This window comes from Acidipropionibacterium virtanenii, from assembly GCF_003325455.1.
GTDB lineage: Bacteria > Actinomycetota > Actinomycetes > Propionibacteriales > Propionibacteriaceae > Acidipropionibacterium > Acidipropionibacterium virtanenii.
In genome coordinates this window covers 888,974-910,819 of the sequence record NZ_CP025198.1, presented here as the reverse complement: position 1 = coordinate 910,819, position 21,846 = coordinate 888,974, and the positions used below count along the sequence as shown (strand labels likewise).

General features: G+C 66.0%; 19 protein-coding genes, 4 tRNA genes and 1 pseudogene. 20 read left to right on the top strand and 4 right to left on the bottom strand.

The features are described from left to right. Positions 1–28 precede the first annotated feature (28 nt). The 4 genes from JS278_RS04045 to JS278_RS04030 all read left to right on the top strand — a co-directional run bounded on the left by JS278_RS04045 (position 29) and on the right by JS278_RS04030 (position 4,024). A complete protein-coding gene (locus tag JS278_RS04045; RefSeq protein WP_114044074.1) occupies positions 29–574 on the top strand; it encodes a putative immunity protein in 546 nt (181 codons plus the stop codon). A 227-nt stretch (positions 575–801) separates the two neighbouring features. Continuing rightward, on the top strand, positions 802–1,122 hold the full coding sequence (locus JS278_RS04040; RefSeq protein WP_114044073.1) for a DUF6112 family protein: 321 nt from the start codon (positions 802–804) through the stop codon (positions 1,120–1,122). Positions 1,123–1,159: 37 nt separating this feature from the next. Further along, the gene (locus JS278_RS04035) at positions 1,160–2,557 is read left to right on the top strand and encodes a TrbL/VirB6 family protein (RefSeq protein ID WP_114044072.1); all 1,398 of its coding nucleotides are present in this window, start codon (positions 1,160–1,162) and stop codon (positions 2,555–2,557) included. Positions 2,558–2,563: 6 nt separating this feature from the next. Next, the gene (locus tag JS278_RS04030) at positions 2,564–4,024 is read left to right on the top strand and encodes an SCO6880 family protein (RefSeq protein WP_114044071.1); all 1,461 of its coding nucleotides are present in this window, start codon (positions 2,564–2,566) and stop codon (positions 4,022–4,024) included. A 3-nt stretch (positions 4,025–4,027) separates the two neighbouring features. On the opposite strand, the gene JS278_RS04025 is transcribed toward JS278_RS04030, so the two are convergent. After that, the gene (locus JS278_RS04025; RefSeq protein WP_114044070.1) at positions 4,028–4,882 is read right to left on the bottom strand and encodes a DUF4062 domain-containing protein; all 855 of its coding nucleotides are present in this window, start codon (positions 4,880–4,882) and stop codon (positions 4,028–4,030) included. Positions 4,883–4,965: 83 nt separating this feature from the next. Here JS278_RS04025 and JS278_RS04020 point away from each other — a divergent pair, with 83 nt between their 5' ends. The 7 genes and pseudogenes from JS278_RS04020 to JS278_RS03985 form a co-directional block, all read left to right on the top strand. Continuing rightward, a complete protein-coding gene (locus JS278_RS04020; RefSeq protein WP_114044069.1) occupies positions 4,966–5,745 on the top strand; it encodes a hypothetical protein in 780 nt (259 codons plus the stop codon). Further along, the gene (locus tag JS278_RS04015) at positions 5,742–7,226 is read left to right on the top strand and encodes a VirB4 family type IV secretion system protein (RefSeq protein WP_114044068.1); all 1,485 of its coding nucleotides are present in this window, start codon (positions 5,742–5,744) and stop codon (positions 7,224–7,226) included. The genes JS278_RS04020 and JS278_RS04015 overlap by 4 nt, the downstream gene beginning before the upstream one ends. A 30-nt stretch (positions 7,227–7,256) precedes the next feature. Further along, a complete protein-coding gene (locus JS278_RS04010; protein ID WP_245935193.1) occupies positions 7,257–7,787 on the top strand; it encodes a hypothetical protein in 531 nt (176 codons plus the stop codon). A 23-nt stretch (positions 7,788–7,810) separates the two neighbouring features. Then, on the top strand, positions 7,811–9,565 hold the full coding sequence (locus JS278_RS04005) for a type IV secretory system conjugative DNA transfer family protein (protein WP_245935192.1): 1,755 nt from the start codon (positions 7,811–7,813) through the stop codon (positions 9,563–9,565). Between the two features lie 78 nt (positions 9,566–9,643). Beyond that, a complete protein-coding gene (locus tag JS278_RS04000) occupies positions 9,644–10,102 on the top strand; it encodes a single-stranded DNA-binding protein (RefSeq protein WP_114044066.1) in 459 nt (152 codons plus the stop codon). A gap of 19 nt (positions 10,103–10,121) precedes the next feature. Then, positions 10,122–10,682, top strand: coding sequence for a hypothetical protein (locus tag JS278_RS03995; protein WP_114044065.1), 561 nt, complete (start codon positions 10,122–10,124; stop codon positions 10,680–10,682). Positions 10,683–11,089: 407 nt separating this feature from the next. Then, positions 11,090–12,145, top strand: a pseudogene (locus tag JS278_RS03985) (recombinase family protein); the annotation flags it as partial. A 610-nt stretch (positions 12,146–12,755) separates the two neighbouring features. Here the strand turns inward: JS278_RS03985 and JS278_RS03980 are convergent. Further along, positions 12,756–12,829: transfer RNA gene (locus JS278_RS03980), tRNA-Lys, on the bottom strand. An 89-nt stretch (positions 12,830–12,918) separates the two neighbouring features. Here JS278_RS03980 and JS278_RS03975 point away from each other — a divergent pair. From JS278_RS03975 to JS278_RS03940, 9 genes are all read left to right on the top strand, one after another. Beyond that, positions 12,919–13,545 (top strand): hypothetical protein, encoded by a 627-nt coding sequence (locus JS278_RS03975; RefSeq protein WP_114044063.1) that lies wholly within the window; start codon positions 12,919–12,921, stop codon positions 13,543–13,545. Positions 13,546–13,953: 408 nt separating this feature from the next. Further along, positions 13,954–16,596 (top strand): SH3 domain-containing protein, encoded by a 2,643-nt coding sequence (locus tag JS278_RS03970; RefSeq protein WP_147243146.1) that lies wholly within the window; start codon positions 13,954–13,956, stop codon positions 16,594–16,596. A gap of 87 nt (positions 16,597–16,683) precedes the next feature. Next, a tRNA-Glu gene (locus tag JS278_RS03965) sits at positions 16,684–16,759 on the top strand. Positions 16,760–16,900: 141 nt separating this feature from the next. Further along, entirely contained in the window at positions 16,901–17,590 is a 690-nt protein-coding gene (locus JS278_RS16160) for a DNA adenine methylase (protein ID WP_220150036.1), read from the top strand. Between the two features lie 73 nt (positions 17,591–17,663). Next, positions 17,664–17,951, top strand: coding sequence for a hypothetical protein (locus JS278_RS16155; RefSeq protein ID WP_220150035.1), 288 nt, complete (start codon positions 17,664–17,666; stop codon positions 17,949–17,951). A gap of 15 nt (positions 17,952–17,966) precedes the next feature. Then, a complete protein-coding gene (locus tag JS278_RS03955) occupies positions 17,967–18,638 on the top strand; it encodes a hypothetical protein (protein WP_114044061.1) in 672 nt (223 codons plus the stop codon). An 11-nt stretch (positions 18,639–18,649) separates the two neighbouring features. After that, positions 18,650–19,300, top strand: coding sequence for an NAD(P)H-binding protein (locus JS278_RS03950; protein WP_114044060.1), 651 nt, complete (start codon positions 18,650–18,652; stop codon positions 19,298–19,300). Positions 19,301–19,405: 105 nt separating this feature from the next. Further along, positions 19,406–19,479: transfer RNA gene (locus JS278_RS03945), tRNA-Asp, on the top strand. A 58-nt stretch (positions 19,480–19,537) separates the two neighbouring features. Continuing rightward, positions 19,538–19,614: transfer RNA gene (locus JS278_RS03940), tRNA-Phe, on the top strand. A gap of 278 nt (positions 19,615–19,892) precedes the next feature. On the opposite strand, the gene JS278_RS03935 is transcribed toward JS278_RS03940, so the two are convergent. Then, entirely contained in the window at positions 19,893–20,789 is an 897-nt protein-coding gene (locus JS278_RS03935) for a carbohydrate ABC transporter permease (protein ID WP_114044059.1), read from the bottom strand. Beyond that, positions 20,789–21,685, bottom strand: coding sequence for a carbohydrate ABC transporter permease (locus JS278_RS03930; protein ID WP_114044058.1), 897 nt, complete (start codon positions 21,683–21,685; stop codon positions 20,789–20,791). The genes JS278_RS03935 and JS278_RS03930 overlap by 1 nt, the downstream gene beginning before the upstream one ends. Between the last annotated feature and the right edge of the window lie 161 nt (positions 21,686–21,846).

Below are 21,846 nucleotides of genomic sequence, written 5' to 3'. Positions count from 1 at the left end.
TAGCAGACCAGAGTGAGATGATTGGCCAGTGACCCCGGTGAGCGGAGATTTTGACCTGAGCATGGATGAGCTACGCGCGGTCGCCCGCTTTGTCACAGAAGCCGCGGAGAGCGTTCTGCCTCGCTTCACGGAAGCCGTGCCGGACGATCCGCGCCCTCAAGCCGCAATTGCCGCAGCCCGAGAGTTCATCGACGGTGCCGGTCGCTCGAAGCGTCAGCGTGTCACCTCGCTGGATGCTCACCGGGCCGCGAAGGAAGCACCAGACGACGTCTCCCGTCTCGCCGCGCAAGCCGCCGGTGATGCTGCATCGGCGGCGTACCTTCATCCCATCTCGAAGGCCACCCAGGTCGGCCACATTCTGCGGGCTCACGCAAACCTCGCACTCATCGCGCAGATCGACGCCGATGGGAACCCTGAGGCCGCCGCTGTTCAACTGGACAAGGTCTGCGGCAACGCGCCTTCGATAGTTGTCGACGTCCTGCGCCGCTACCCTCCCGCCCCGAAGGGGAAGAATCCTGCTTCGCAGCTCATGGCACGACTGGACACCAAACTGCGGACCAGACACGGAGACTGAACGGCCCATCCCCATGCGTTGAACGGCGCCGTGCTGGCGGGGCCGGAGTCGCCTGGATCAACTGACTCACCCACCCCGCCCAGCAACCCTCAACAGACCACCTCAGCCCGTCTCGGATCGTTTCCGAGGCGGGCGTCTTGCTGTCCTGGAGAGACGGGTGCACCTGCTGGTCGACCGCAATTCCTCTGCCACCCCTGCGTGGGTGGCCGACCATCCGGGAGTTCCTCATGATCGACCTCGCATCCGCCCTGATCCAGCTGCCCGTGTTGGTGCCGTTGGACATCAACATCAGCCCCAACGATTCCGGACTTCCCGGCATCTCCCAGCTGCGCACCATCGTCGGCGCCGTCATGACCATCGGGCTCATCCTGTCCGTCCTGGCGCTCATCATCTCGGCGATCGTGTGGGGCTTCGGCGCCAACTCCTCCAACCCGCACCTGGCCGGGCGCGGCAAGATCGGCGTCCTCGTCTCCTGCGGGTCGGCCGTGATCTGCGGCGCTGCCGTCACACTCATCAACTTCTTCTGGAACGTCGGCCAGCAGGTCTGAGGCCAGCCACGCTCCGTTTCATCTTGGGAGGTTTGTGATGGGTGTCTGCGATGTTCCCGTCATCTCAACGGTCTGCGACGCTGCCGGTGAAGCCGCCGCCACCCTCGTGTCGGCGCCCTTCGACTGGCTGGCCTCCACCATGGGCCAGGCCGCCGGATGGCTCATCGAGGCCATGTGGAAAGTCTTCGACTCCACCACTCTCGTCGACGTCACGGCAGACGGCTACCTGGACGTGTACAACCTGCTCTTCGGCATCGGCGTGCTCATCGTCCTGCTCTTCTTCTGCTTCCAACTCATCCTCGGCCTCATCCGCCGAGAACCCTCCGCCCTCGCCCGAGCAGCCCTGGGGGCGGGCAAAGCCGTCCTCGGGTCCTTCCTCGTCACCACCCTGACCGCCACCGCCCTGGAGATCGTCGACCAACTCTCGATCGGCATCGTCCAAGCCGCAGGGGAAACCACCGGAACCATGGGCGACAAGATCGCCCTGCTCACCGCGGGACTCACCGGCATCAACATCGCCGCACCCGGGGTGGGCGCGATCGTAACGATCTTCCTCGCCGGGCTCATGATCTGCGCGGTCGCCATCGTCTGGTTCAGTCTCCTGATCCGCAAAGCCCTGCTGCTGGTGGCGATCGTCCTGGCCCCGGTCGCGTTCGCCGGTGCCGCATGGGATGTCACCCGCTCCTGGATCGGCAAATGGGCGGCGTTCGTGGTGGCGTTGATCGTCTCCAAGCTCGTCCTCGTCGTCGTTTTCTTGATCGCGATCACCCAGGTCGCCACCCCCATCGAGGCGGACCTGTCGGCGGTGACCGAACCGATCTCGGGGATCGTGCTGCTGTTCATCGCCGCGTTCGCCCCCTACATGGTCTACCGGTTCATCTCCTTCCTCGGCTTCGACCTCTACCACGCCATGGGCACCGAGCAGGAAGCCAAGAACGCCCTCAACCAGCCCATCCCCGTCCCCACCAAGCCCCAGTCGGACGGGGTGAAGAAGATCCTCGACGGCGGCGACAGCGAAGGCTCGGGTGGCGGTGGTTCTCCGCCGCCGACCGGAGGTCCACCGCCCACGACCACGGCGACCGCACCAGGGTCGGCCGCGGCCACCACCGAGACCGCCGGGGCCGGAGGAGGCGCCGCGGCCTCGGCAGGACCCGCCGCCGCAGTCATCGTCGCCGCCGAGGTCGTCAAAGACGCAGCCGAAGCCGGTCCCACGCTCGGTCACGAAGTCGGCGACCAGGCCGAGTCCGCCGCTGACGCCGCCGACCAGACAGGCAGCCCCACGCCACCCGCACAGAACGATCCCAGCGCGCCAGCGCCGCCCGCGACGCCGCAGCCGAACCCGCCATCGAGCGACCCCGCACCGCCACAGGGCCCGCCGCCCGCTGACCCGAAGCCACCCGTCGATCCGCCCGCACCCCAGCCACTCAAGGAGTGACCCGTCATGACGTCAAACAATGCTCCCGGGACAGAGCTGGTGCCGCTGAAGTTCTCCCGGCTGACCCGCCGCGGCATTCTCCTTGGCCTCTCCGCCACCCAGCTCGTGACACTCGGTGTCGGGGTCGTCTCCCTGGTATGGGCGTTCTACGCAGGCGGCGGCATCCTCATCACGCTGACCGCACCCATCTGGCTCCTGTCCGCAGCCCTCACCTGGATACCGGTCTCCGGGCGCCCGATCGTCGAATGGGTGCCCGTCGGCTTCTGGTGGATGTGGAGAACCACCGGCGGCCAGCTGCTCTACCGCCGCCGCATCGTCAAACCTCGCCCCGCGGGCACCCTCGCCCTGCCCGGGGACACCGCGCGCCTGCGCGAGTACCGCGACCCCATCACCGGGGCCGGAATGATCCACGACCCAGCTGCCGCCACCCTGACCGCTGTCATCTCCGTGACGCACCCGGCATTCGTCCTCCTGGACCCCGGCGAACAAGAACGCCGTGTCACCTCTTGGAGCCGGGTGCTGGCTACCGTGTGCCGGTCCGGGCGGGTCTCCATGCTCCAAGTTCTCGAACGCACCCTGCCGGATTCAGGCACGGGCCTTGCCGAATGGTGGTCCACCCACGGCACCCACGATTCGTCGTGGGCATCCACGACCTACAGTGAGCTGATCGACCGGGCCGGGCCCGCAGGAGAACGCCACGCCACCACCTTGTCCTTGTCACTGGACATGAAGGCCGCCGCCCGGCAGATCCGCACCGCAGGCGGCGGCATCCGCGGCGGCGCCGCCGTCCTCCGCCAAGAAATGAACACTCTCGTCGCCGCGCTGCGCTCCGCCGATCTGGCGCCGTCGGCGTGGCTGACCTGCGGACAGATCGCCGTCATCCTGCGCTCCGCCTACGACCCCGCCGTCGCCGCCGCTCTGGAACGTCACGGGGAACTCGGCCAGAACCTCGCCACCGCAGGGCCCGTCGCCGTCAACGAATCCTGGAACCGGCTCCGCACGGACTCCGCCCACCACGCCGTCCTCTGGATCTCGGAGTGGCCGCGCTCCATGGTCTACCCGGGGTTCCTCGCGCCCATCCTGCTGTCGAATGGCATCCAACGATCCTTCTCCCTGCTTTGCACCCCGATGCGCTCCGACCAGGCAGCGCGCGACATCCGGAAGAAGAAGACCGAGTACATCTCCGACGCCGCGCAACGCCAGAAGATCGGGCAGATCGAGGACGCCGCCCAGACAGCCGAATACCACGACGTCCTCCAGCAAGAAGCCGACCTCACCGCAGGCCACGGCGTCCTGCGCTACACCGGACTCATCTCCGTGTCAGCGCCCAACGCAGAAGACCTCGACGCTGCGGTCGCCGCCATCGAGCAAGCCGCCATCCAAGCCTCCTGCGAAACCCGGCTCCTCGTCGGCCAGCAAGCCCGAGCCTTCACCGCCGCGGCACTGCCGCTGTGCCGAGTCGTGTGAGATCTACTGGACGTCGAAGGTCCTTTCACGGTGTTCGCCGTCTTCCAGCCATGCCACCTTCAACTTCGGACCGTCAGTACCCATCGAGTACGCGACCGGCAAGCGCCACGAGGTTCCCGCTTGGAGAGTGACCGGGGCCGACGGGGGGATGATCCGCATGAGTCCGGAGTCAGCCTCGGCATCGAAGGTGACGTCCACGGCGTCCTCGCTGCCGTCGTTGAAAACCTCGAACCATCGCTTCGTCTTGTAGCCCATCTTGCCGCGCTTATCCAGCCCGGTGGCTTCCTGTTCTTGCTGCGACTGGACGCGAATGCGAACACCTGCTGGCTCTCGCTGGAGCGTGGGTGCTCCGAGGTTGAGCTTGGCGATGTCGAACTCGATCGCCTTCCAGACCTCGTGCTCCAGTTGGCCTGGGTTGGCAAACTCGCCCAGGAGGCCTCTCTGGCTGATCTGCTCTCGGAACTGTCGCAAGCCTTCGAGTTGCGAAGTGTCTACATCGTGTGGAAGCGGTGCCGTGGAGAAGTAGAGGTGGACAGGCTTTCCAGTGGCAACAGACCGCTCGATCTCCTCAACTGTTCCCGAAACCGCATCAGGTGTTGGAGAACCCAGGCGGCTGCCGAAGAGGGCGATCACGATGTCGGCACCGTCGACGCCTTGCTCGTTAATCTGGGCCTGCGGGTGTCCTCCGAGCAACGGTACTGAGGATGTCTCCCACCGCCAGGGCAGGAGAATGATCTGCTTCGAGACGGTGTTGGCGTCGTTCCAGTTGTGAAGCGCTTTCTCGACGGCGTCGCGGGCACCGGTGGTGTCGGAGGGTGAAGCGATGGCGACGCGAAGCACGTTGGCTGGGAAAGTCATAGCTCAAGCGTACGGATGGGCACTGACATCTTGACGGGTCCAGTGGCGCACCTGTTTCCCACACGACCATGAGGGAGGCTGTCATGCCCACGTTCTACGATCCCGGCGCGGACGCCGGGGAAGCTTCCGAGGCGCTACGCGGGCTCGCGCACGCCACCCGCACCATTGAGCATCCGCAGGACATGTACTCGGTGCTCGGTGACCTGCTGTCGGGAGTGAGGTCGCTGCGGCAGGTCCTCGACCAGCTCGCATCGGCTCACGCCAGCAACCGGGAACTGGCGTTCGACGATTATGGGGATCATGCGTCCGGATCTGCCGATGCTCTGGCCGCCGCGGACGAACTCCACCAGACCGCAACCTTGATCGACCAGGCGGAGGACCGGCTCAACGTGGCGATGTCGGCAGCCGGGCGGATCGCCTGGCACAGCGAGCCCTCAACCGAACAGGTGCCGGTGCGTCGCTGGGTCTCCGTGGTGTTTCTTCAAGGGTCGGAGGCCGATGAGGTGCTCGACATGATCGACCGCGACGGCCCCGACGCCGCAATAACGTACTTGAAGAATTGGGACTACGGGGACGAGACGACAGACGCGGCCATGGAGAACGGCCACGTCTACGACCTCCCACCCGCAGGCATGCTGGATCGGGAAGTCCGATACGGGGACTACCAGATGACCTACAACCACTCTTTCGGCCACGTGGGCCTCTACCGGCTCCACACCATCGAGCCCGACGACGTCCTGGACGACGAACCCACCCGTCCGGCCATCGCTCATGCTGAAGAGATGAGGGCGGTGCCCGACGGGTCCTGGTTCGAGCATTCGGGCGTCGCCGCAGTCAAGCAGTCGCGGGGGCTGGGACTGTGACCGCTCACGAACCTGAGACCCTGCACACTGCGGTCCTCGTCGCTCCGGCGAAGGAACGACGGCATCTGCGGAAGCGGCGCCGTCAGGCTGCGGCCCGGCTCCAGTCCGAGCAGCGTGCCGCCGAACGTGAAGCGGCCCGTGCGAAGGCCGACGCGGAACGCGCCGAACGGAAGGCCACGACCTACCTGCCTGCCGCCGGTGAGCCGGGACCCGCTCAACTGCGTTCACCGGGCAAGTTCCGGCTCCCGCGCCATCAAGATACGTCCGCGACCTTGGCCGGGGCCTACCCGTTCCTCGCCGAAGGCGGACTGGGCTCCGATGGCGTGTTCGTTGGGCAGGACCTCTACTCGGGTGGCAGCTTCGTGTACGACCCGTGGGTGCTCTACGCCCGCGGCGTCATCACCGCACCCAACCTGGTCCTTGCGGGGATTGTCGGCTCCGGGAAGTCCTCACTGGCCAAGAGCCTCTACACCCGCTCACTCCCATTCGGGCGCCGCGTCTACGTGCCCGGAGACCCGAAAGGAGAACACACCGCCGTCGCCGAAGCCGTCGGCGGCCGGGCCATCGTCCTCGGACACGGCCTGTCGACCAGGCTCAACCCGTTGGATGAGGGATACCGGCCCGCAGGGATGGAGGATGTCGAATGGGCCTCCACCATCGCATCCCGACGCCGCGACCTCATCGGCGCACTGGCCGAAACCGTCCTGACCAGACCCCTGTCGCCGTTGGAGCACACCGCCATCGACACCGCCCTGACCGAAACAGTGCGCGGGAATGACGTGCCGATCCTGCCCATGGTCGTCGACCACATCCTCAACCCCAGCACATCAGCAGACCCAGACGGGAGGCTCGCCGAGGACGGGCGCCTCGTCGGCCACGCCCTACGCCGCCTGGTTGCAGGCGATCTGGCCGGGCTCTTCGACGGCCCCTCCACAGTCACCTTCGACCCCACGCTGCCGATGATCTCCCTCGACCTTTCCCGCGTCGCCGAGAACTCCACGTTGATCTCCGTGCTGATGACGTGTTCCAGCGCGTGGATGGAGTCCGCCCTGCTGGACCCGGCGGGCGGGCAACGGTGGTGCATCTACGACGAGGCCTGGCGCCTCATGTCCCACCCCGCCCTCTTGAAGCGCATGGATGCGCACTGGCGGCTGGCCCGCCACTACGGCATCGCCAACATGCTGATCTTCCACAAACTCACCGACCTGGAAAACGTCGGCGACCAAGGGTCCGCCATGCGATCCCTCGCCAACAGCCTCCTCGCGAACGCGGAGACCAGAATTATCTACCGGCAAGAATCAGACCAGCTTGGCACCACCGCCCGCACCCTCGGTCTGACCGGCACGGAGCAGAAACTCCTGCCAGGGCTGGGGGTCGGGCAGGGCCTCTGGCGTATCAAAGACCGCTCGTTCGTCTGCCAGCACCAGCTGCACCCCGACGAACTCGCCCTCTTCGACACCACGACTCGTATGACCAGCTGACGTCTGGGGTGCGCGGTGCACCTGATGGGCATGAGTATTCACCACAGTCACTCCGCGGACCCCGACGAGACGCCAATCAGCCTGCCGCTGGCCATCATCACGGTCGATCCCTACGGGGTCCTTACCGTCAGTTTGGATGGCGCCGAGTATCCGCCGCCCTCGCCAACGGCACCGTGGACGAAAGGCCGGTTCGGGGAGCTTCTCGACGTCCTCACCGCGGACCGCACGCGGACCATCCGAGTCGAGATCCACGAGTCCGACGGCAGCACCTTCACCGACATCATTGATACCGCCCGCACACCGCGCCCTGAGTCAGCTGCTCAGTCGCCTGCGCCTCGTCGGGCCCGGCACCGCCACGCACCAGACACCATCGAGGTGACCGGGGCCGGATTCCAACCAGGCGAAGACGTTACCGTCGGCCTCGTCCGGAGCACCGTCGAGGCGACCGCGGCCGGGGCTGTCCGCGTGACACTGGATCTTGGGGAGCTGCCCACGGGTGGCACCGACGTCTTATTGGTCGGGACCACTTCGGCGCGGGTTGTGTGGCGGCGGGTGCCATGAGCATGCAGCGCCAGTCTGGCTCGATGGGTGACGAGCTGACGAACATCCTCATGGTCGGGCTCGCCGCCCTCTTCGGCCTCATCCTCACCATCCGCGGCGCAGGGTCCGTCGCCGCGTTCGTGACCGGCGCCGACCAGCCACAAACAGGCGTCGCCGGTGGCCTGGCTGTCTTGTTCAGTCCTGGCGATCCCGCGGGCGCGCTCCACGCCGACGGACTCAACCCGATCGCCTACTGGATCACCCTGACGCTCATGCTCGGCCTCCTCGCAGCCGGAGGCACTTGGGGTTGGATCAAGTGGCGACGTCACTCCCGCGCGGTCGATGTGGACCCACACCGGCTCGCCGGGACCGCCACCGCACACGAAGTCACCACGGCAGCCTCAGCGAAAGCACTGGTCCACCGAGCCGGGACACTCCGCCCGTCCCTCGACACGCCAGAACCGCACGACGTGGGGTTCGTTCTCGGTCAGTCGAAGGGCAAACAGGTGTGGGCCAGCGTCGAGGACTCTATCCTCCTCATCGGCCCGCCGCGCTCCGGCAAGGGCCTGCACATCGTCATCCCCGCGATCCTCGACGCACCCGGTGCCGTGGTCACCACCAGCACCCGGCCCGACAACCTCACCGCCACGCTCAAGGCTCGCCAGCATGTCGGGCCCGTCGCCGTCTTCGACCCTCAGCACTTGGCCGACGGCGTTCCCGCAGGTCTTCGCTGGTCGCCCATCCGCGGCTGCGACGACCCACTCACCGCCATGATCCGCGCCACCGGGCTCGCCGCCGCCACAGGCCTCGCCGACGGCGGGGTCGACGGAGGCGGATTCTGGGAAGGCAAGACCCGAGTCGCCCTCCAAGCCCTCCTGCACGCCGCCGCATTGGATCACCGCACACCCGCCGAACTGTTCCGCTGGACCCTCGACCCCTCCGCCGCGGCAGACGCCGTCGCCATCCTCACCGGTTCACCCCACTCAGCGACAGGCTGGGCCGAATCCCTGGAAGCCATGATCGACGCCGACCCCCGCACCCGCGACTCCATCTGGCAAGGAGTCTCCCTGGCACTGGCGGCTCTCGCAGATCCCCGCGTCCTGGACGCCGTCAGCCCTCGGCCTGGTGAACAGTTCGACCCTGAAGCCTTCATCCGAGACAAGGGCACCCTCTACCTGCTCGCCACCGGCGCCGGGGCAGGCAACAGCGCCGCCCTCGTCGCCGCGTTCGTGGAAGACCTCGTCGAAACCGCCCGGCGGATGGCCGCCCGCTCACCCGGCGCACGGCTCGACCCGCCACTCCTGCTCGCCTTGGACGAGATCGGCAACCTGGCACCGCTCCCGTCACTGCCGACTCTGATGGCTGAAGGTGGAGGCACCGGGATCACGACCATGCCCGTTCTCCAATCGCTCGCCCAGGCCCGGGACAAGTGGAGCGACAACCAGGCCGGGGCCATCTGGGACGCCAGCATTGTCAAGATCATCCTCGGCGGCGCCTCCAACAGCCGCGACCTTCAAGACCTCGCCACCCTCATCGGTGAACGCGACGAGTACACCGATTCCATCACCCTCGGCGACCACGGCACCCGCTCAAACCAGCGCTCCGTGCGTCGGGTGCCGATCCTGCCACCCGACCGCATCCGCACCCTCCCATTCGGCACCGGCGTCATCCTCCTGCGCTCCACCCCGCCGATCATCACCGACCTGCATCCCTGGCCGAAGCGCAGCAACGCCACTCAACTCACGCGAGACCGCGCGAGCATCGAAGCCCTCCTTCAACGACCACCCAGCACCGACTAACCGAATGCCGGGAAGCCACGTGCACCTGCCTGGCACAGCGGTCACCACCGGGTGACTGACCAACTCCAGGAGCACATCATGGCCATCCACGCGCAGCAGTCCATCTCCGGCTTTATTGCGTCGGAACCGCAGCTCACGACTACGTCGAAGGGCGATCCTCGCTTGTACCTCAGGTTCGGTCAAGAGCACTTCCGACGGGAGGAGGACGGAACCTTCACGCAGATGGAGACGACGTATCACCACTTGGTGATGTTCGGCCGTTCGGCAGAACGTCTGAGCAGCCGGTTCTCCAAGGGCGACAACTTCTTGGCCGAGGGATATGTCCGCCCGGTCAACTATGAGCGGGAAGGTCAGGCCGTTGAAAGCGAGGAGTTCGTCGCCAAGCGGATGGGGCATGACGCAGTGCGAACGCGCTACGACGTCGACCGCTCACCCCGTACCTTCGCAGCTCGGGAAACCGTTCAACGCGAACAGGAGCGTGCCTTCGACCCTCGGTTGCGGCGGCCGACGACCAGCGCTCCGGTGCTCGGTCGCTGAACGTTGAGAGAAGCGCATCATGACTTCGCACACGCCAGGGTTTGACGATCAGCCCGACTACGACGACACGCAGAACCTGGTCGCCGAGCCTCCGCACCCCATCAACTGGAATCTGTTGACGGCTGACGATCTGGAGCAGGAGCTGCTGGAGCTGAACCGGTGGGTGGACTGGCTGCGCCACACCTACGGACTCCCGGCCTCCGTCATCCCGCCCTACTGGCACCGCCACCCCGAACTGCTCTGGGAACTCTCTGCCCTCCACCTGCACTGGCTCTGTGCCTATGACCCTGACCAGAACGGCTCCGCGCCGCTGGGGTGGCATCGCGACTTCGCTGATGCCCGCCAGCGACTGCGCGACTGGGTGACTGCCTCCGGCACCCGCCTCGACCGCGACCGGCCCACACGGCAGACCACCTGGCCCGGGGAAGAACCTGCCGAACACGCAGAAGAGATGACAATTGTCGACCGTGACGAAGACTTCGTCGAGTTCGTCCTTGACCAGGTTGAAGCCCGCCAGAAAGCCGAGGACGCGTTCTACGCCAGCATCGACCACGACACCGGGGAGGTGCGGGACGAGTGAGTACGTACTCCAAGAAGACGGGGCAACGTCCGAACGATGAGCGGTCTCTGTCGGTCCGAGCCGTACACCGGAATCCGGTCGACATCCATAAGCTCGCCGAAGCGCTCATACGCCTCACGTTGCAGGAGTCCGGCAAGGCGCGAGCCGATGCGCGAGCCACCGAGCTTCCCGAGACCTTGAAGGATCGACCGAACGGCCCTGTCGGAGTGACAGTCCAGCCGGTAGAATGAGCACCAAGCCTCGCGTCAGACGTGGGGTGTTGTGGTCCTAAACCCCGCCCATGGCGGGCACGCGAAACGTGGCCGATTCGGCCTAGTCCTAGAGCCTTCGGGTTCCTCTCACAAGCAACACCCCGCCGGGCGTTCCAACCCGACGCGAGGGACGCACCGCGTGAGAGTTGGACCAAAATGACTGACCGAGACCCCGCCATCCGCACCGATCCTGTGCGCAGTCTCATCGACCCACCCCAAGGCACCGCACAGGCGGTGTCCTACCTGCGCGTCTCCACCAAGGAGCAAGCCGAGAAGGGTGGTACCGACGAAGGATTCTCGATCCCCGCCCAGCGGGAAGCCAACAGGCGCAAGGCTGAACAGCTCGGGGCCGTCATCGTCGAGGAGTTCGTTGATGCAGGCGAGTCCGCCCGCAAGGCGGACCGCCCAGACCTCATGCGGATGATCAAGTACGTCAAACAGCACCGCGTCGCCTACTGCATCGTCCACAAGGTGGATCGTCTCGCACGCAACAGGGCGGACGATGTCACCATCCACCTCGCACTCCAGGAGTCCGGGGTCATGCTGGTGTCCGCCACCGAGAACATCGACGAGACGCCCTCGGGCATGTTGTTGCACGGCATCATGTCAACGATCGCCGAGTTCTACTCCCGCAATCTGGCCACCGAGGTTATCAAGGGCATGACCCAGAAGGCTGCCAGCGGCGGGACGATCGGCAAGGCGCCCATCGGCTACCTCAACGTCCGTGAGCGGGACGAACTGGGACGCGAAGTTCGTACCGTCGACTTTGACCCCGACCGGGCACCCCTCGTCGAGTGGGCTTTCAAGGCCTACGCGTCTGGCGACTGGACCGTCAGCCAGCTCCACGACGAGCTGACCTCACGCGGTCTTACCACACCAGCCACCCCGAAGCGCCCGTCAAAGATGCTCGCCGTCTCCAGCGTCCACCGGATGCTCACGAATCCCTACTACAAGGGCGAGATCACCTACCGCGGAGTCCTCTACAAGGGCTCCCACACCCCGCTGGTTCCGGCCGAAGTCTGGTACCAGGTCCAGTCCGTCCTCACCGCACACAAGACCGCATCGGAGGCCACCCAAGTGCACGATCACTATCTCAAGGGCACCGTCTACTGCGGGCAGTGCGGGTCTCGGCTCATCGTCTCCAACGCCAAGAACAGCTACGGCAACGTCTACCCGTACTTCGTCTGCTCCGGGCGCCACGCCAAACGAACTGATTGCTCGCGTCAGGCCATGCTCATCGACGAGGTCGAACACCTCATCGAGCAGTACTATCAACGAGTCCAGGTCACCCACGCCCAGCGCCAGGCACTCAGCGGCATGATTCACGCGGAGTTCGACCGGCTCATGTCTGCCGAAGCCGACGAACTCGGACAGCTCACCGCCCACCGTGACCGTCTCGAACACGAACAGGACCGGCTCCTTCAGGCCCACTACGCCGAGGCCATCCCGTTGTCTGTCCTCAAGCGGGAACAGGACCGCATCCTTGGCGAACTCGACCAAGTCACACGGCGCATCGACGCCCACTACGGTGAGTACACCGACGCCCGTGCCCACCTCGATGATGCCCTCAACCTATTGGAGAATTGCGCCGAGATCTACGCACGCTGCGACGATGCGAATCGGCGCCTGTGCAACCAAGCGTTCTTCACCAAGATCTACATCGACGAGGACGGCGACGTGCGAGCCGAGAACGCCCGACCCTTCGAGATGCTCCTGGACCCCGAGGTCAACGCGGACGCCCTCACCTGGGCCGCGAACGCGGACAAGGCCCAAACCCAGCCCGATGATTCATCGGGCCAAAGTTCGAGCCTTGTGCGTTGGGTGCCCCCACTGGGACTCGAACCCAGGACCCACGGATTAAAAGTCCGTTGCTCTAACCAACTGAGCTACGGGGGCCCGCCCAGTGTAGCGGCCCCCACCCTCCAGCGCCGCCCCGTGTTCTGAGGGGAAGCGCAACACCTACCTGGACGTGACAGGCTGGAGTCATGCAGATTCCGGCCGGGATGTGGGTGATCCTGGCGGTCGGCCTGGTGCTGCTCATCGTGGCAGCGCTCGCCGATCGCAGGTCACGGCGTCACGCCGAGGCGCAGGACGCCGCCACGCCCGCGGGGCGTCCGCCCGCGATGTCACGTGATCTGTGCACCCGGCTCGATGAACTCATGGCCGGCGACCACCTCACCATCTCTGCGACGCTGGCCTCGGCCGCCGCGGCGACCCACACCTCCCCCGACGGCACGCCCACCGCCGTCGTTGAGGACGCCCGCGTCATCGTCTGCCCGGATGCCCTCGAGGGGGCCCGTGTGATCCAGGCCGTTCTGATCGGCAACCCGGACGCCAAAGACCTGGCCGTCCTGGCGCCGTCCTTCGACGAGTTCGCACTCGGGGTGATCCTGGCCAACCACCTCCATGGGCAGTCCCACGTCATCCCGGTCATCGCCGACGAGGACGACCGGGATGCGGTGACATCCGCCCTGGGCTCCTCCCAGACCTCGCTCCAGGCGATCCGCAGCGGCTGGTTGCCCACCGAGGTGTGGGGGCTGGCCCGCCTCGTCGTCTCCGACGAGATCTCGACCACCCTCGTCGCCGAGGTCGATCTGCAGGCCGGGAGCTGACCGCTCCGACATCCCGCCATGAGGACCGATCTCTCAATCACGGCTTGAGGGAGCACTGAGGGTCTCGCGGTCTCGGATCGAATCCCCTGAGCAAGCTCTGAAACTCGCCTGAGAAATCTCATAAAACAGTGACCACACCGCTACGGCAAGGGGAAATCCTGCAACCAGGCAGCCCTTGAACGCACTCGAACGACACTGCTGTCATTATTGCCCCGCGAGCGGCGTGTCGCATTGACTCACGCACTTCACAGCATTCGCCGGAGCTGGAGCCATCCCGCTCGTTCCTCGTAGATTGCCAGTGTCACTGAGGAGCGCGGTCCCCGACCGGACCCGTGGACGGGTCCGAGGAGATCCGGGCCGCCTCCCCACGCGATTGACGGGTGCGCTCGTCGGAAGGGAGTCGATGGGATGGGTGAACTGCATCCATTTCGGATCGGAGTAGCAGCTGTCGCGGGCGTCGGCCTAGTAGCCGGAAGCGCCCACCTGCTCGCGAACTCAGTAGACGACCAGTCGAGCCGGCCGCCCGCGCAGCACAGCACGCCGCCGGCGACGCCGAGGGCGAGCTGGTCCGCGACGCCTCAGGCCACCAGCACCACGACCACCACCCGTGCACCGGCCACTACTGCGGCCCCGGAGGCTGACACGCAACTGCAGCTCGCGGCACCCAGCGCCGTGGATCCGGGCCAGGACAGCGAACCCCAGAGCCTCTCTCAGAGTCTCTCGACCTCCTCGCAGGAAAGGGCGACGAGCCAGGAGACCACGGCATCCGGGGACCGGGCCGCCACCGGAGGCCAGACGTCGACGTCAACCCCCACTCCCCGCACGACGACCGCGAAGAAGCTTCAGCAGAAGCAGCTGAAGACCTCCCCGGCGCCGGAGTCGAAGTCCACGGCGCGTTCGACCGTGACATCCACGGACTACCTCAACGTCCGCAGCGCGCCCTCGACATCGGCGTCCCGGGTCGGTCTGCTCTCACCGGGCGACTCGGTGGAGACGACCGGCCGGCTGAGCGACGGCTTCCAGGAGATCGTCTACCGGGGTACGGCCCGCTGGGCATCGGCATCCAGTCTCAAGGCCGTACCAGCCGCCGAGACGTCCACCGACAAGACGGCCGACAAGAGCACGGACACGTCTTCGTCGACCGACGCCGACAGCGGTGCCGCCCCCGCGGCCACGGCGACGTCGGCCACGGCGACTCCGAAGGCGACGACGTCGGCCGCCCCGAGGGCGACGGCTTCAGCGACTCCCGAGTCGGCCGCGCCCAAGGCGAAGAGCTCCACCAGGACGAGCGCAGGGGCGAGGACCTCGACGAAGAGTGCGACGACGTCGGCCGGCAAGACCGTCTACACCTCCACCGCAGTCAACCTGCGATCCGGAGCCGGCACCACCTACCGCACCTACGGCCTCCTCGCCGCCGGCAAAACCCTGACCACCCGAGGCGCCGTCGTCAACGGCTGGACACCCGTGTCCTACAACGGACGCGCCGGATGGGTGAACACGAGCTACCTCACCACCACCAAGCCCGCCGTCACCAAGCCGACACCGGCGAAACCGGCCACGAGCATCGTCTACGCGACAACCTCGGTGAACGTCCGCTCGACGGCGTCGACCAGTGGCAAACTGCTGGGCACACTCAATCGGGGCGACCACGTCGGAACCAGGGGCGCCGCCGTCAACGGTTGGACACCCGTCTCCTACAAGGGCACCGCGGCCTGGGTCAGTTCGAGCTACCTCTCGGCCACCAGACCCGCCACCACCAGCACCTCCAGTTCGAGTGCCGCCGGTAAGACCGTCTACACCTCCACCGCAGTCAACCTGCGATCCGGAGCCGGCACCACCTACCGCACCTACGGCCTCCTCGCCGCCGGCAAAACCCTGACCACCCGAGGCGCCGCCGTCAACGGCTGGACACCCGTGTCCTACAACGGACGCGCCGGATGGGTGAACACGAGCTACCTCACCACCACCAAACCCGCGGCTTCCAGCTCGAACTCGAGTGCATCCGGCAAGACCGTCTACACCTCCACCGCAGTCAACCTGCGATCCGGAGCCGGCACCACCTACCGCACCTACGGCCTCCTCGCCGCCGGCAAAACCCTGACCACCCGAGGCGCCGCCGTCAACGGCTGGACACCCGTGTCCTACAACGGACGCGCCGGATGGGTGAACACGAGCTACCTCACCACCACCAAACCCGCGGCTTCCAGCTCGAACTCGAGTGCATCCGGCAAGACCGTCTACACCTCCACCGCAGTCAACCTGCGATCCGGAGCCGGCACCACCTACCGCACCTACGGCCTCCTCGCCGCCGGCAAAACCCTGACCACCCGAGGCGCCGCCGTCAACGGCTGGACACCCGTGTCCTACAACGGACGCGCCGGATGGGTGAACACGAGCTACCTCACCACCACCAAACCCGCGGCTTCCAGCTCGAACTCGAGTGCATCCGGCAAGACCGTCTACACCTCCACCGCAGTCAACCTGCGATCCGGAGCCGGCACCACCTACCGCACCTACGGCCTCCTCGCCGCCGGCAAAACCCTGACCACCCGAGGCGCCGTCGTCAACGGCTGGACACCCGTGTCCTACAACGGACGCGCCGGATGGGTGAACACGAGCTACCTCACCACCACCAAACCCGCGGCTTCCAGCTCCGGTTCGTCCTCCTCCTGGGCCACACTGACCGCGAATGGGTCGTCGGGGTTGAGCGGCCTGCGCCCGAACGCCGTGGGCATCGTCAACCGCGTTCTGACGGCCTTCCCACAGATCAAGACGGTCTACGGGGTGCGCTCGGATTCGATCGATGATCATCCCAGCGGTCACGCCGTAGACCTGATGCTGCCGCGAGGCACCAGTGACCGGGCCCTGGGCCAGCAGATCGCCAACTACTTCCGCGCCCACGCCAAGGAGCTGAACGTCCAGTACGTCATGTGGAACAAGCAGATCTGGAACATCTCACGGAACTCCGAAGGGTGGCGCGCGGTGGCCGACCGCGGCTCGGCGACCGCCAACCACATGGATCACGTCCACATCACCACCGTCTGGGACTGACGCCAGTATCCGACGCCCCGTCGCCCCCCTCCGTTTGTCGCCTCCGTCGCGCCACCGGTAGCATGGTCGGGCCCGGCGCGGCGTCACGTCCCGATCGTCCAGCGGCCTAGGACATCGCCCTTTCAAGGCGGTAACGCGGGTTCGAATCCCGTTCGGGATACCAGGACCGTCACCCCTGGCCAGATTTGGTTTGGCCAGGGGTCCACTTGTCTCGCCCGTCGGCACGGCTCCTCGATGTGGTCTTGACAGCTCAGGAAATTGTCCGACCTCCCCCCTATGGTTTGAAGCGAGGACAGGAGCAGCCATGACAACACAACTGGTGACCGCCGCAGATGGCAGGGCGCAGGTCCGCGCCTACCCGCATCTGCGTTACATGGGCTCGAAGTACAAGCTCCTGCCCACTCTCGCATCGGTGTTCGCCGAGATCGGCGGCCAGACCGCCCTCGACCCATTCTGCGGGTCCGGGGTCGTGTCCTACCTGCTCAAAGCCATGGGCTATCAGGTGACCTCCGGCGACTACATGGCCTTCCCTGTCGTTCTCGCCCAGGCAGCGTGCGTGAACCAGAGCCAGACTCTCGCCGGTGATGATGTCGCCAAGATCGTTTCCGGGAACGCGGACGGCCGGGATTTCATCGAGCGCACCTACGATGGTCTGTTCTTCACACACGATGACCTTCGATTTCTGGACGCCGCCTGGTCGCAGATCGATCGGCTCGACGGACCGAAGAGATCGTTGGCAATCGCCGCACTGGTACTGGCAGCGGCCCGCAAACAGCCTCGTGGCGTCTTCACCGTGACGGGATTGCGCTACGACGACGGACGGTCTCAACTGCATCTGCCTCTCGCCCAGCAGTTCAAGATGTCGGTCGAGGCATGGAATGGCGCAGTGTTCCAGAGAGCACCTTGTCAGGCGGTCAGAGGAGACGCTCTGGAAGCCCCGACCGGAGCGGGTTTGGTCTACCTCGACCCCCCCCTACGCTCCGCCACGCGATGACAACGACTACATCAAGCGATACTGGTTCCTGGAAGGTCTGGCTGACTACTGGAACAACGGCACCGCTCCGGTCATGACCGAGACCCTGACCAGGAAGTTGCCCAAGCGGGCCACTCCATTCGGCTCTCGACGGACTATCGAGGCGGCCTTGACCGGTGTGCTGGAGAGATTCAGCGACTCAACGCTCGTGCTCTCCTACGGTTCGAACGCGGTGCCCTCACTGGATCGGCTCACCGGGATGCTGAAGGATGTGAAGGGATCGCAACCGGAGGTGTTCACAGTGAATCATCGATACAACTTCGGCACCCACTCCGCGGCAACTCGCAGGCTGGCCGAGGAGTACATCATCGTCGCGGCCTGAGTCCAGGAGTTCACCATGCCAGTCACACCTTTCGAGGACTATTTGGGCTCTCTGGGGCATCTCACCGCGCGGATTGACCCGACAGCCTCAACGCCCGCTGCCGAGCACATTCACGCTGCCGCCGAGAGCCTGGAAGCGCTGCCACAGGTCGATGAGACCTCCCTGGTCGGATGGACCCAGGACCATCCGAAGCAGGTGTATGTCCTGGGTCTGGCAGTCGGCATCGGGCGCGAGAAGCTCAAGAACCAGCTGACCGACTGGTTCGGTACCCAGAGCTGGGCGAAGGCTTCCAAAGAGCACGGACCGGAACTCATCCGCCGCCTTGACGACGATTACGACCTGCTGCGGCTGCTAGCCGCCCAGCGCGGGCGCGACTATTCCTTCGCCGATGTACTCGTGGCACGGGCCGGCACTCGAAGTACCGCCACCAATGCAGGACAGTCCGGACGAAAGATCGAGGACGAACTCGAGAGGATTGCGCAGGACCTCAGACTGCCATACCAGATGCGTGGTCGCTTCGAGGGCCGCAATGGCCGTACAGCCCCAGCGGATCTGGCGATCCCGGCCGTCGGGCGCGGCTGTGTCGTTGCAGTCGCGGCCAAAGGATTCGACTCCACCGGCAGTGACGCAACGACATCGCATCTTGTCCCGGCGTCTACTGTGATCAGTGAGGACCGGAACCACTGAGAGGTAGCACCATGTCGAAACTCACCATCATCGGCGGCCACGGCAAGGTCGCCCTGCTGCTCGAGCCGATACTCATCGCCGCCGGCTACGAGGTCGACGCCGTGATCCGCGACTCCCGCCAGGCTGCCGATGTCGAGGGCACCGGAGCCAACCCGGTCGTCCAGGACATCCAGAGGCTGTCGACCGACAATCTCGCGGAACTTCTGCGCGACTCCGACGCCGTGGTCTGGTCGGCCGGAGCAGGCGGAGGCGATCCGGCCCGCACCTACGCCGTCGATCGTGACGCCGCAATCCGGACGATCGACGCCGCCGCACAGTCCGACACCACGCGTTTCATCATGGTGTCCTACCTGGGAGCCGGACCCGATCATGGCGTCCCCAGCGATGACGCCTTCTTCCCCTACGCCGACGCCAAGGCGGCCGCGGACGCCCATCTGCACGCCTCCGGTCTGGACTGGACGATCATCGCTCCCGGCTCGCTCACCCTCGATCCGCCCACCGGACTCATCGAGGCGGATCCCACCGGCCCAGGGTCGGTGCCGCGCGCCGACGTCGCCGCTGTCATCGCAGCCGCCCTCGCCGACCCCACCACCGTCCACCGCACCATCGGCTTCGTCTCCGGCCCCACCCCCATCGCGGACGCCGTCCGGCATGGCGCCTGAGCAGGCTCGGCAGAGACCGACGGGCTCCGATTTCACATCGGCGACGATCTCCTGCTATATTTTTCGAGCTGCCTGAGGCAGCAGCCAGGGCCCGGAAGGGCCTGAGGCCCCGTAGCGCAGTTGGTTAGCGCGCCGCCCTGTCACGGCGGAGGTCGTGGGTTCAAGTCCCATCGGGGTCGCTCGGGCGGTGCTGGTCACCGTCTCAGTGTGGAGAGTCATCCTCTCAACGCGTCACTTGGCCGGGTAGCTCAGTTGGTAGCAGCGTTCGCCTGAAAAGTGAAAGGTCACCGGTTCGACCCCGGTCCCGGCCACCATCCATGCCCCTCCTCGGAGGGGCTTGCGTCGTATCCGGATGCCCCGGTTGCCGCCGCGAACGTCCGGACGGCGAGGAACGGGCCCAGCCGCGATGGCTGGACCCGCCCACCTGGTCCCGGAACGGCCGGCCCGACCAGGGGCTCGGGAGCCCGATGACTCCCGCCCCGGCTTCCCCTCGGACCGGTGCTCAGGGTTCTCGGGCGACCGCGGTCACGGCGTGCGTGGTCCGGCCGCCCCGACCGGAGGAAGGACTCCTCCGGCTCGACCTATCTCTCTCCTACTTCACCGAGCCACTCATCAGGCCGGCCACGAAGTACTTGCCCAGCACGATGTAGACGATGAGAGTCGGCAGGGAGGCGAGCAGGACGCCCGCCATGATCTGTGGATAATTCGGGTTCTGGCCCGACGCCAGGGCATTGAGGCCGAAGGTGATCGGGCCGTTGTTCTGGTTGGTGAGGAAGAGCGCGAAGAGGAAGTCGTTCCACGCGCTGGTGAACTGCCAGATGAGGGTCACCACGAAGCCGGGCATCGAGACGGGCAGCACCACCTTGGTGTAGGTCTTCCAGGTCTGCGCACCGTCGACGCGCGCCGCCTCCACGATCTCGGTGGGCACCGCTGTGGCGTAGTAGTTGCGGAAAATGAGGGTGCAGATCGGGATGCCGTAGACGACGTGGCACAGGATCAGGGTCGGGATTCCGGAGAACCAGGGAGCGCTGCTCTGGATATTCAGCATCATCCCGGACAGCGGGATCATGATCGCCTGGTAGGGGATGAACATCCCGAACAGGAAGAGCACGAAGATGAGATGCGACCCGGGGAATCTCCATTTGGCGAAGATATATCCGTTGAAGGAGCCCAGGATCGAGGAGATCACCGAGGCCAGGACGGCCATCACGATGGTGCGTCCCAGGGCCGGGCCCAGGGTGCCCCAGGCCGCCGACCAGCCCTCCACCGACCACACCTTCGGCAGCAGCCAGGCGGTGGACTGGTCGTATCCGGCCGGCTGTTTGAAGCTGGTCGCCAGCAACACGTACAAGGGCAGCAGGATGCCCAGGCCGAAGATGGTCAGGAAGACGTACTGGATGGCGCTCCAGGTCTTCTCCCCACGGGTCCTGCGGTGACGCCGGTGCGGCACGGCGGCCAGCGCCTCGCTCTCGAGAGTGGCGGCGGACATCAGCGGCCTCCCTTCTCGGAGCGATTGGTGTAGATGAGGTACGGGATGACGGCGACCGCCACGATGAGCAGCAGGACGGTGGCGTTGACCGCGGCGGCGGTCGGGTCGTTGAGCTGGAACATCTGGGTCCACATCAAGGTCGCCGGCACCTCGGCGGTGTAGGAGCTCTGGCCGGCGATGGAGTAGATGAGATCGAACATCTTCATCGACATGTGACCCACGATGATGAGTGCGCTCAGCGCGATGGGCGACAGCTGGGGGAAGAGCACGTGGCGGTAGAGCCTGATCTCGCTGGCGCCGTCCACCCGGGCGGCCTCGCGCTGATCCTCGGAGATGCCGCGGAACCCGGCCAGGAACAGCGCCATGATGTAGCCCGACAACTGCCAGACCGCCGGGATCGCCATCGAGGCCATGTTGAACTTCCCGGCGGAGTACCAGGAGGACTGCAGCCCCGACAGCCCCAGGTACTGGAAGAGCTGATTGAGACCGACCGCGCCCTCGCCCTGGGCCGGGGAGAGCAGCCAGCGCCAGACGACGCCGGCGGCCACGAAGGAGACCGCCATCGGCGCCAGCAGGATCGATCGGTAGACGCCCTCGAACTTCACCCCCCGCTCCAGCAGCAGGGCCCACAGCAGTCCGAAGAACATCGTCCCGGCCACGAACACCACGGTGAGCACCAACAGGTTCCACAGGGCGTGCTGATATCGCGGGTCACCAAGGAGATCGGTGTAATTCTCGAACCCGCCGGGGGCCTTGATCCTGCCTGATTTCGTCTTGACTGCCTCGAATGATGTCGCAACATTCCGGATGATGAATCCGTAGACGAATATTCCGATCAGGATGATTGACGGCAGCACGAACAGGAAGCTGGGCAGCCAACCCCGAATTTTTCTCATGTTGAAGATTCCTTGTCGACCGGCCGGATCGCTCCGACCAGCACGTGGGCCCGGCGCCCCTGACGGGCCCACAGGTTCACGACGACGTCCCCCGCGGACACGCGTCGCCGTGTCGGGTCACGGTGCGGTGCGGCCGTACCGGATACTCCTCCCGGTACGGC

Excerpts from the sequence above, each read along its gene's own strand:
- JS278_RS04040 (WP_114044073.1), top strand. The coding sequence starts at position 802 with ATGATCGACCTCGCATCCGCCCTGATCCAGCTGCCCGTGTTGGTGCCG.
- JS278_RS04035 (WP_114044072.1), top strand. The coding sequence starts at position 1,160 with ATGGGTGTCTGCGATGTTCCCGTCATCTCAACGGTCTGCGACGCTGCC.
- JS278_RS04030 (WP_114044071.1), top strand. The coding sequence starts at position 2,564 with ATGACGTCAAACAATGCTCCCGGGACAGAGCTGGTGCCGCTGAAGTTC.
- JS278_RS04025 (WP_114044070.1), bottom strand. The coding sequence starts at position 4,882 with ATGACTTTCCCAGCCAACGTGCTTCGCGTCGCCATCGCTTCACCCTCC.
- JS278_RS04020 (WP_114044069.1), top strand. The coding sequence starts at position 4,966 with ATGCCCACGTTCTACGATCCCGGCGCGGACGCCGGGGAAGCTTCCGAG.
- JS278_RS04010 (WP_245935193.1), top strand. The coding sequence starts at position 7,257 with ATGAGTATTCACCACAGTCACTCCGCGGACCCCGACGAGACGCCAATC.
- JS278_RS04005 (WP_245935192.1), top strand. The coding sequence starts at position 7,811 with ATGGGTGACGAGCTGACGAACATCCTCATGGTCGGGCTCGCCGCCCTC.
- JS278_RS04000 (WP_114044066.1), top strand. The coding sequence starts at position 9,644 with ATGGCCATCCACGCGCAGCAGTCCATCTCCGGCTTTATTGCGTCGGAA.
- JS278_RS03995 (WP_114044065.1), top strand. The coding sequence starts at position 10,122 with ATGACTTCGCACACGCCAGGGTTTGACGATCAGCCCGACTACGACGAC.
- JS278_RS03975 (WP_114044063.1), top strand. The coding sequence starts at position 12,919 with ATGCAGATTCCGGCCGGGATGTGGGTGATCCTGGCGGTCGGCCTGGTG.
- JS278_RS03970 (WP_147243146.1), top strand. The coding sequence starts at position 13,954 with ATGGGTGAACTGCATCCATTTCGGATCGGAGTAGCAGCTGTCGCGGGC.
- JS278_RS16160 (WP_220150036.1), top strand. The coding sequence starts at position 16,901 with ATGACAACACAACTGGTGACCGCCGCAGATGGCAGGGCGCAGGTCCGC.
- JS278_RS16155 (WP_220150035.1), top strand. The coding sequence starts at position 17,664 with ATGACCGAGACCCTGACCAGGAAGTTGCCCAAGCGGGCCACTCCATTC.
- JS278_RS03955 (WP_114044061.1), top strand. The coding sequence starts at position 17,967 with ATGCCAGTCACACCTTTCGAGGACTATTTGGGCTCTCTGGGGCATCTC.
- JS278_RS03950 (WP_114044060.1), top strand. The coding sequence starts at position 18,650 with ATGTCGAAACTCACCATCATCGGCGGCCACGGCAAGGTCGCCCTGCTG.
- JS278_RS03935 (WP_114044059.1), bottom strand. The coding sequence starts at position 20,789 with ATGTCCGCCGCCACTCTCGAGAGCGAGGCGCTGGCCGCCGTGCCGCAC.
- JS278_RS03930 (WP_114044058.1), bottom strand. The coding sequence starts at position 21,685 with ATGAGAAAAATTCGGGGTTGGCTGCCCAGCTTCCTGTTCGTGCTGCCG.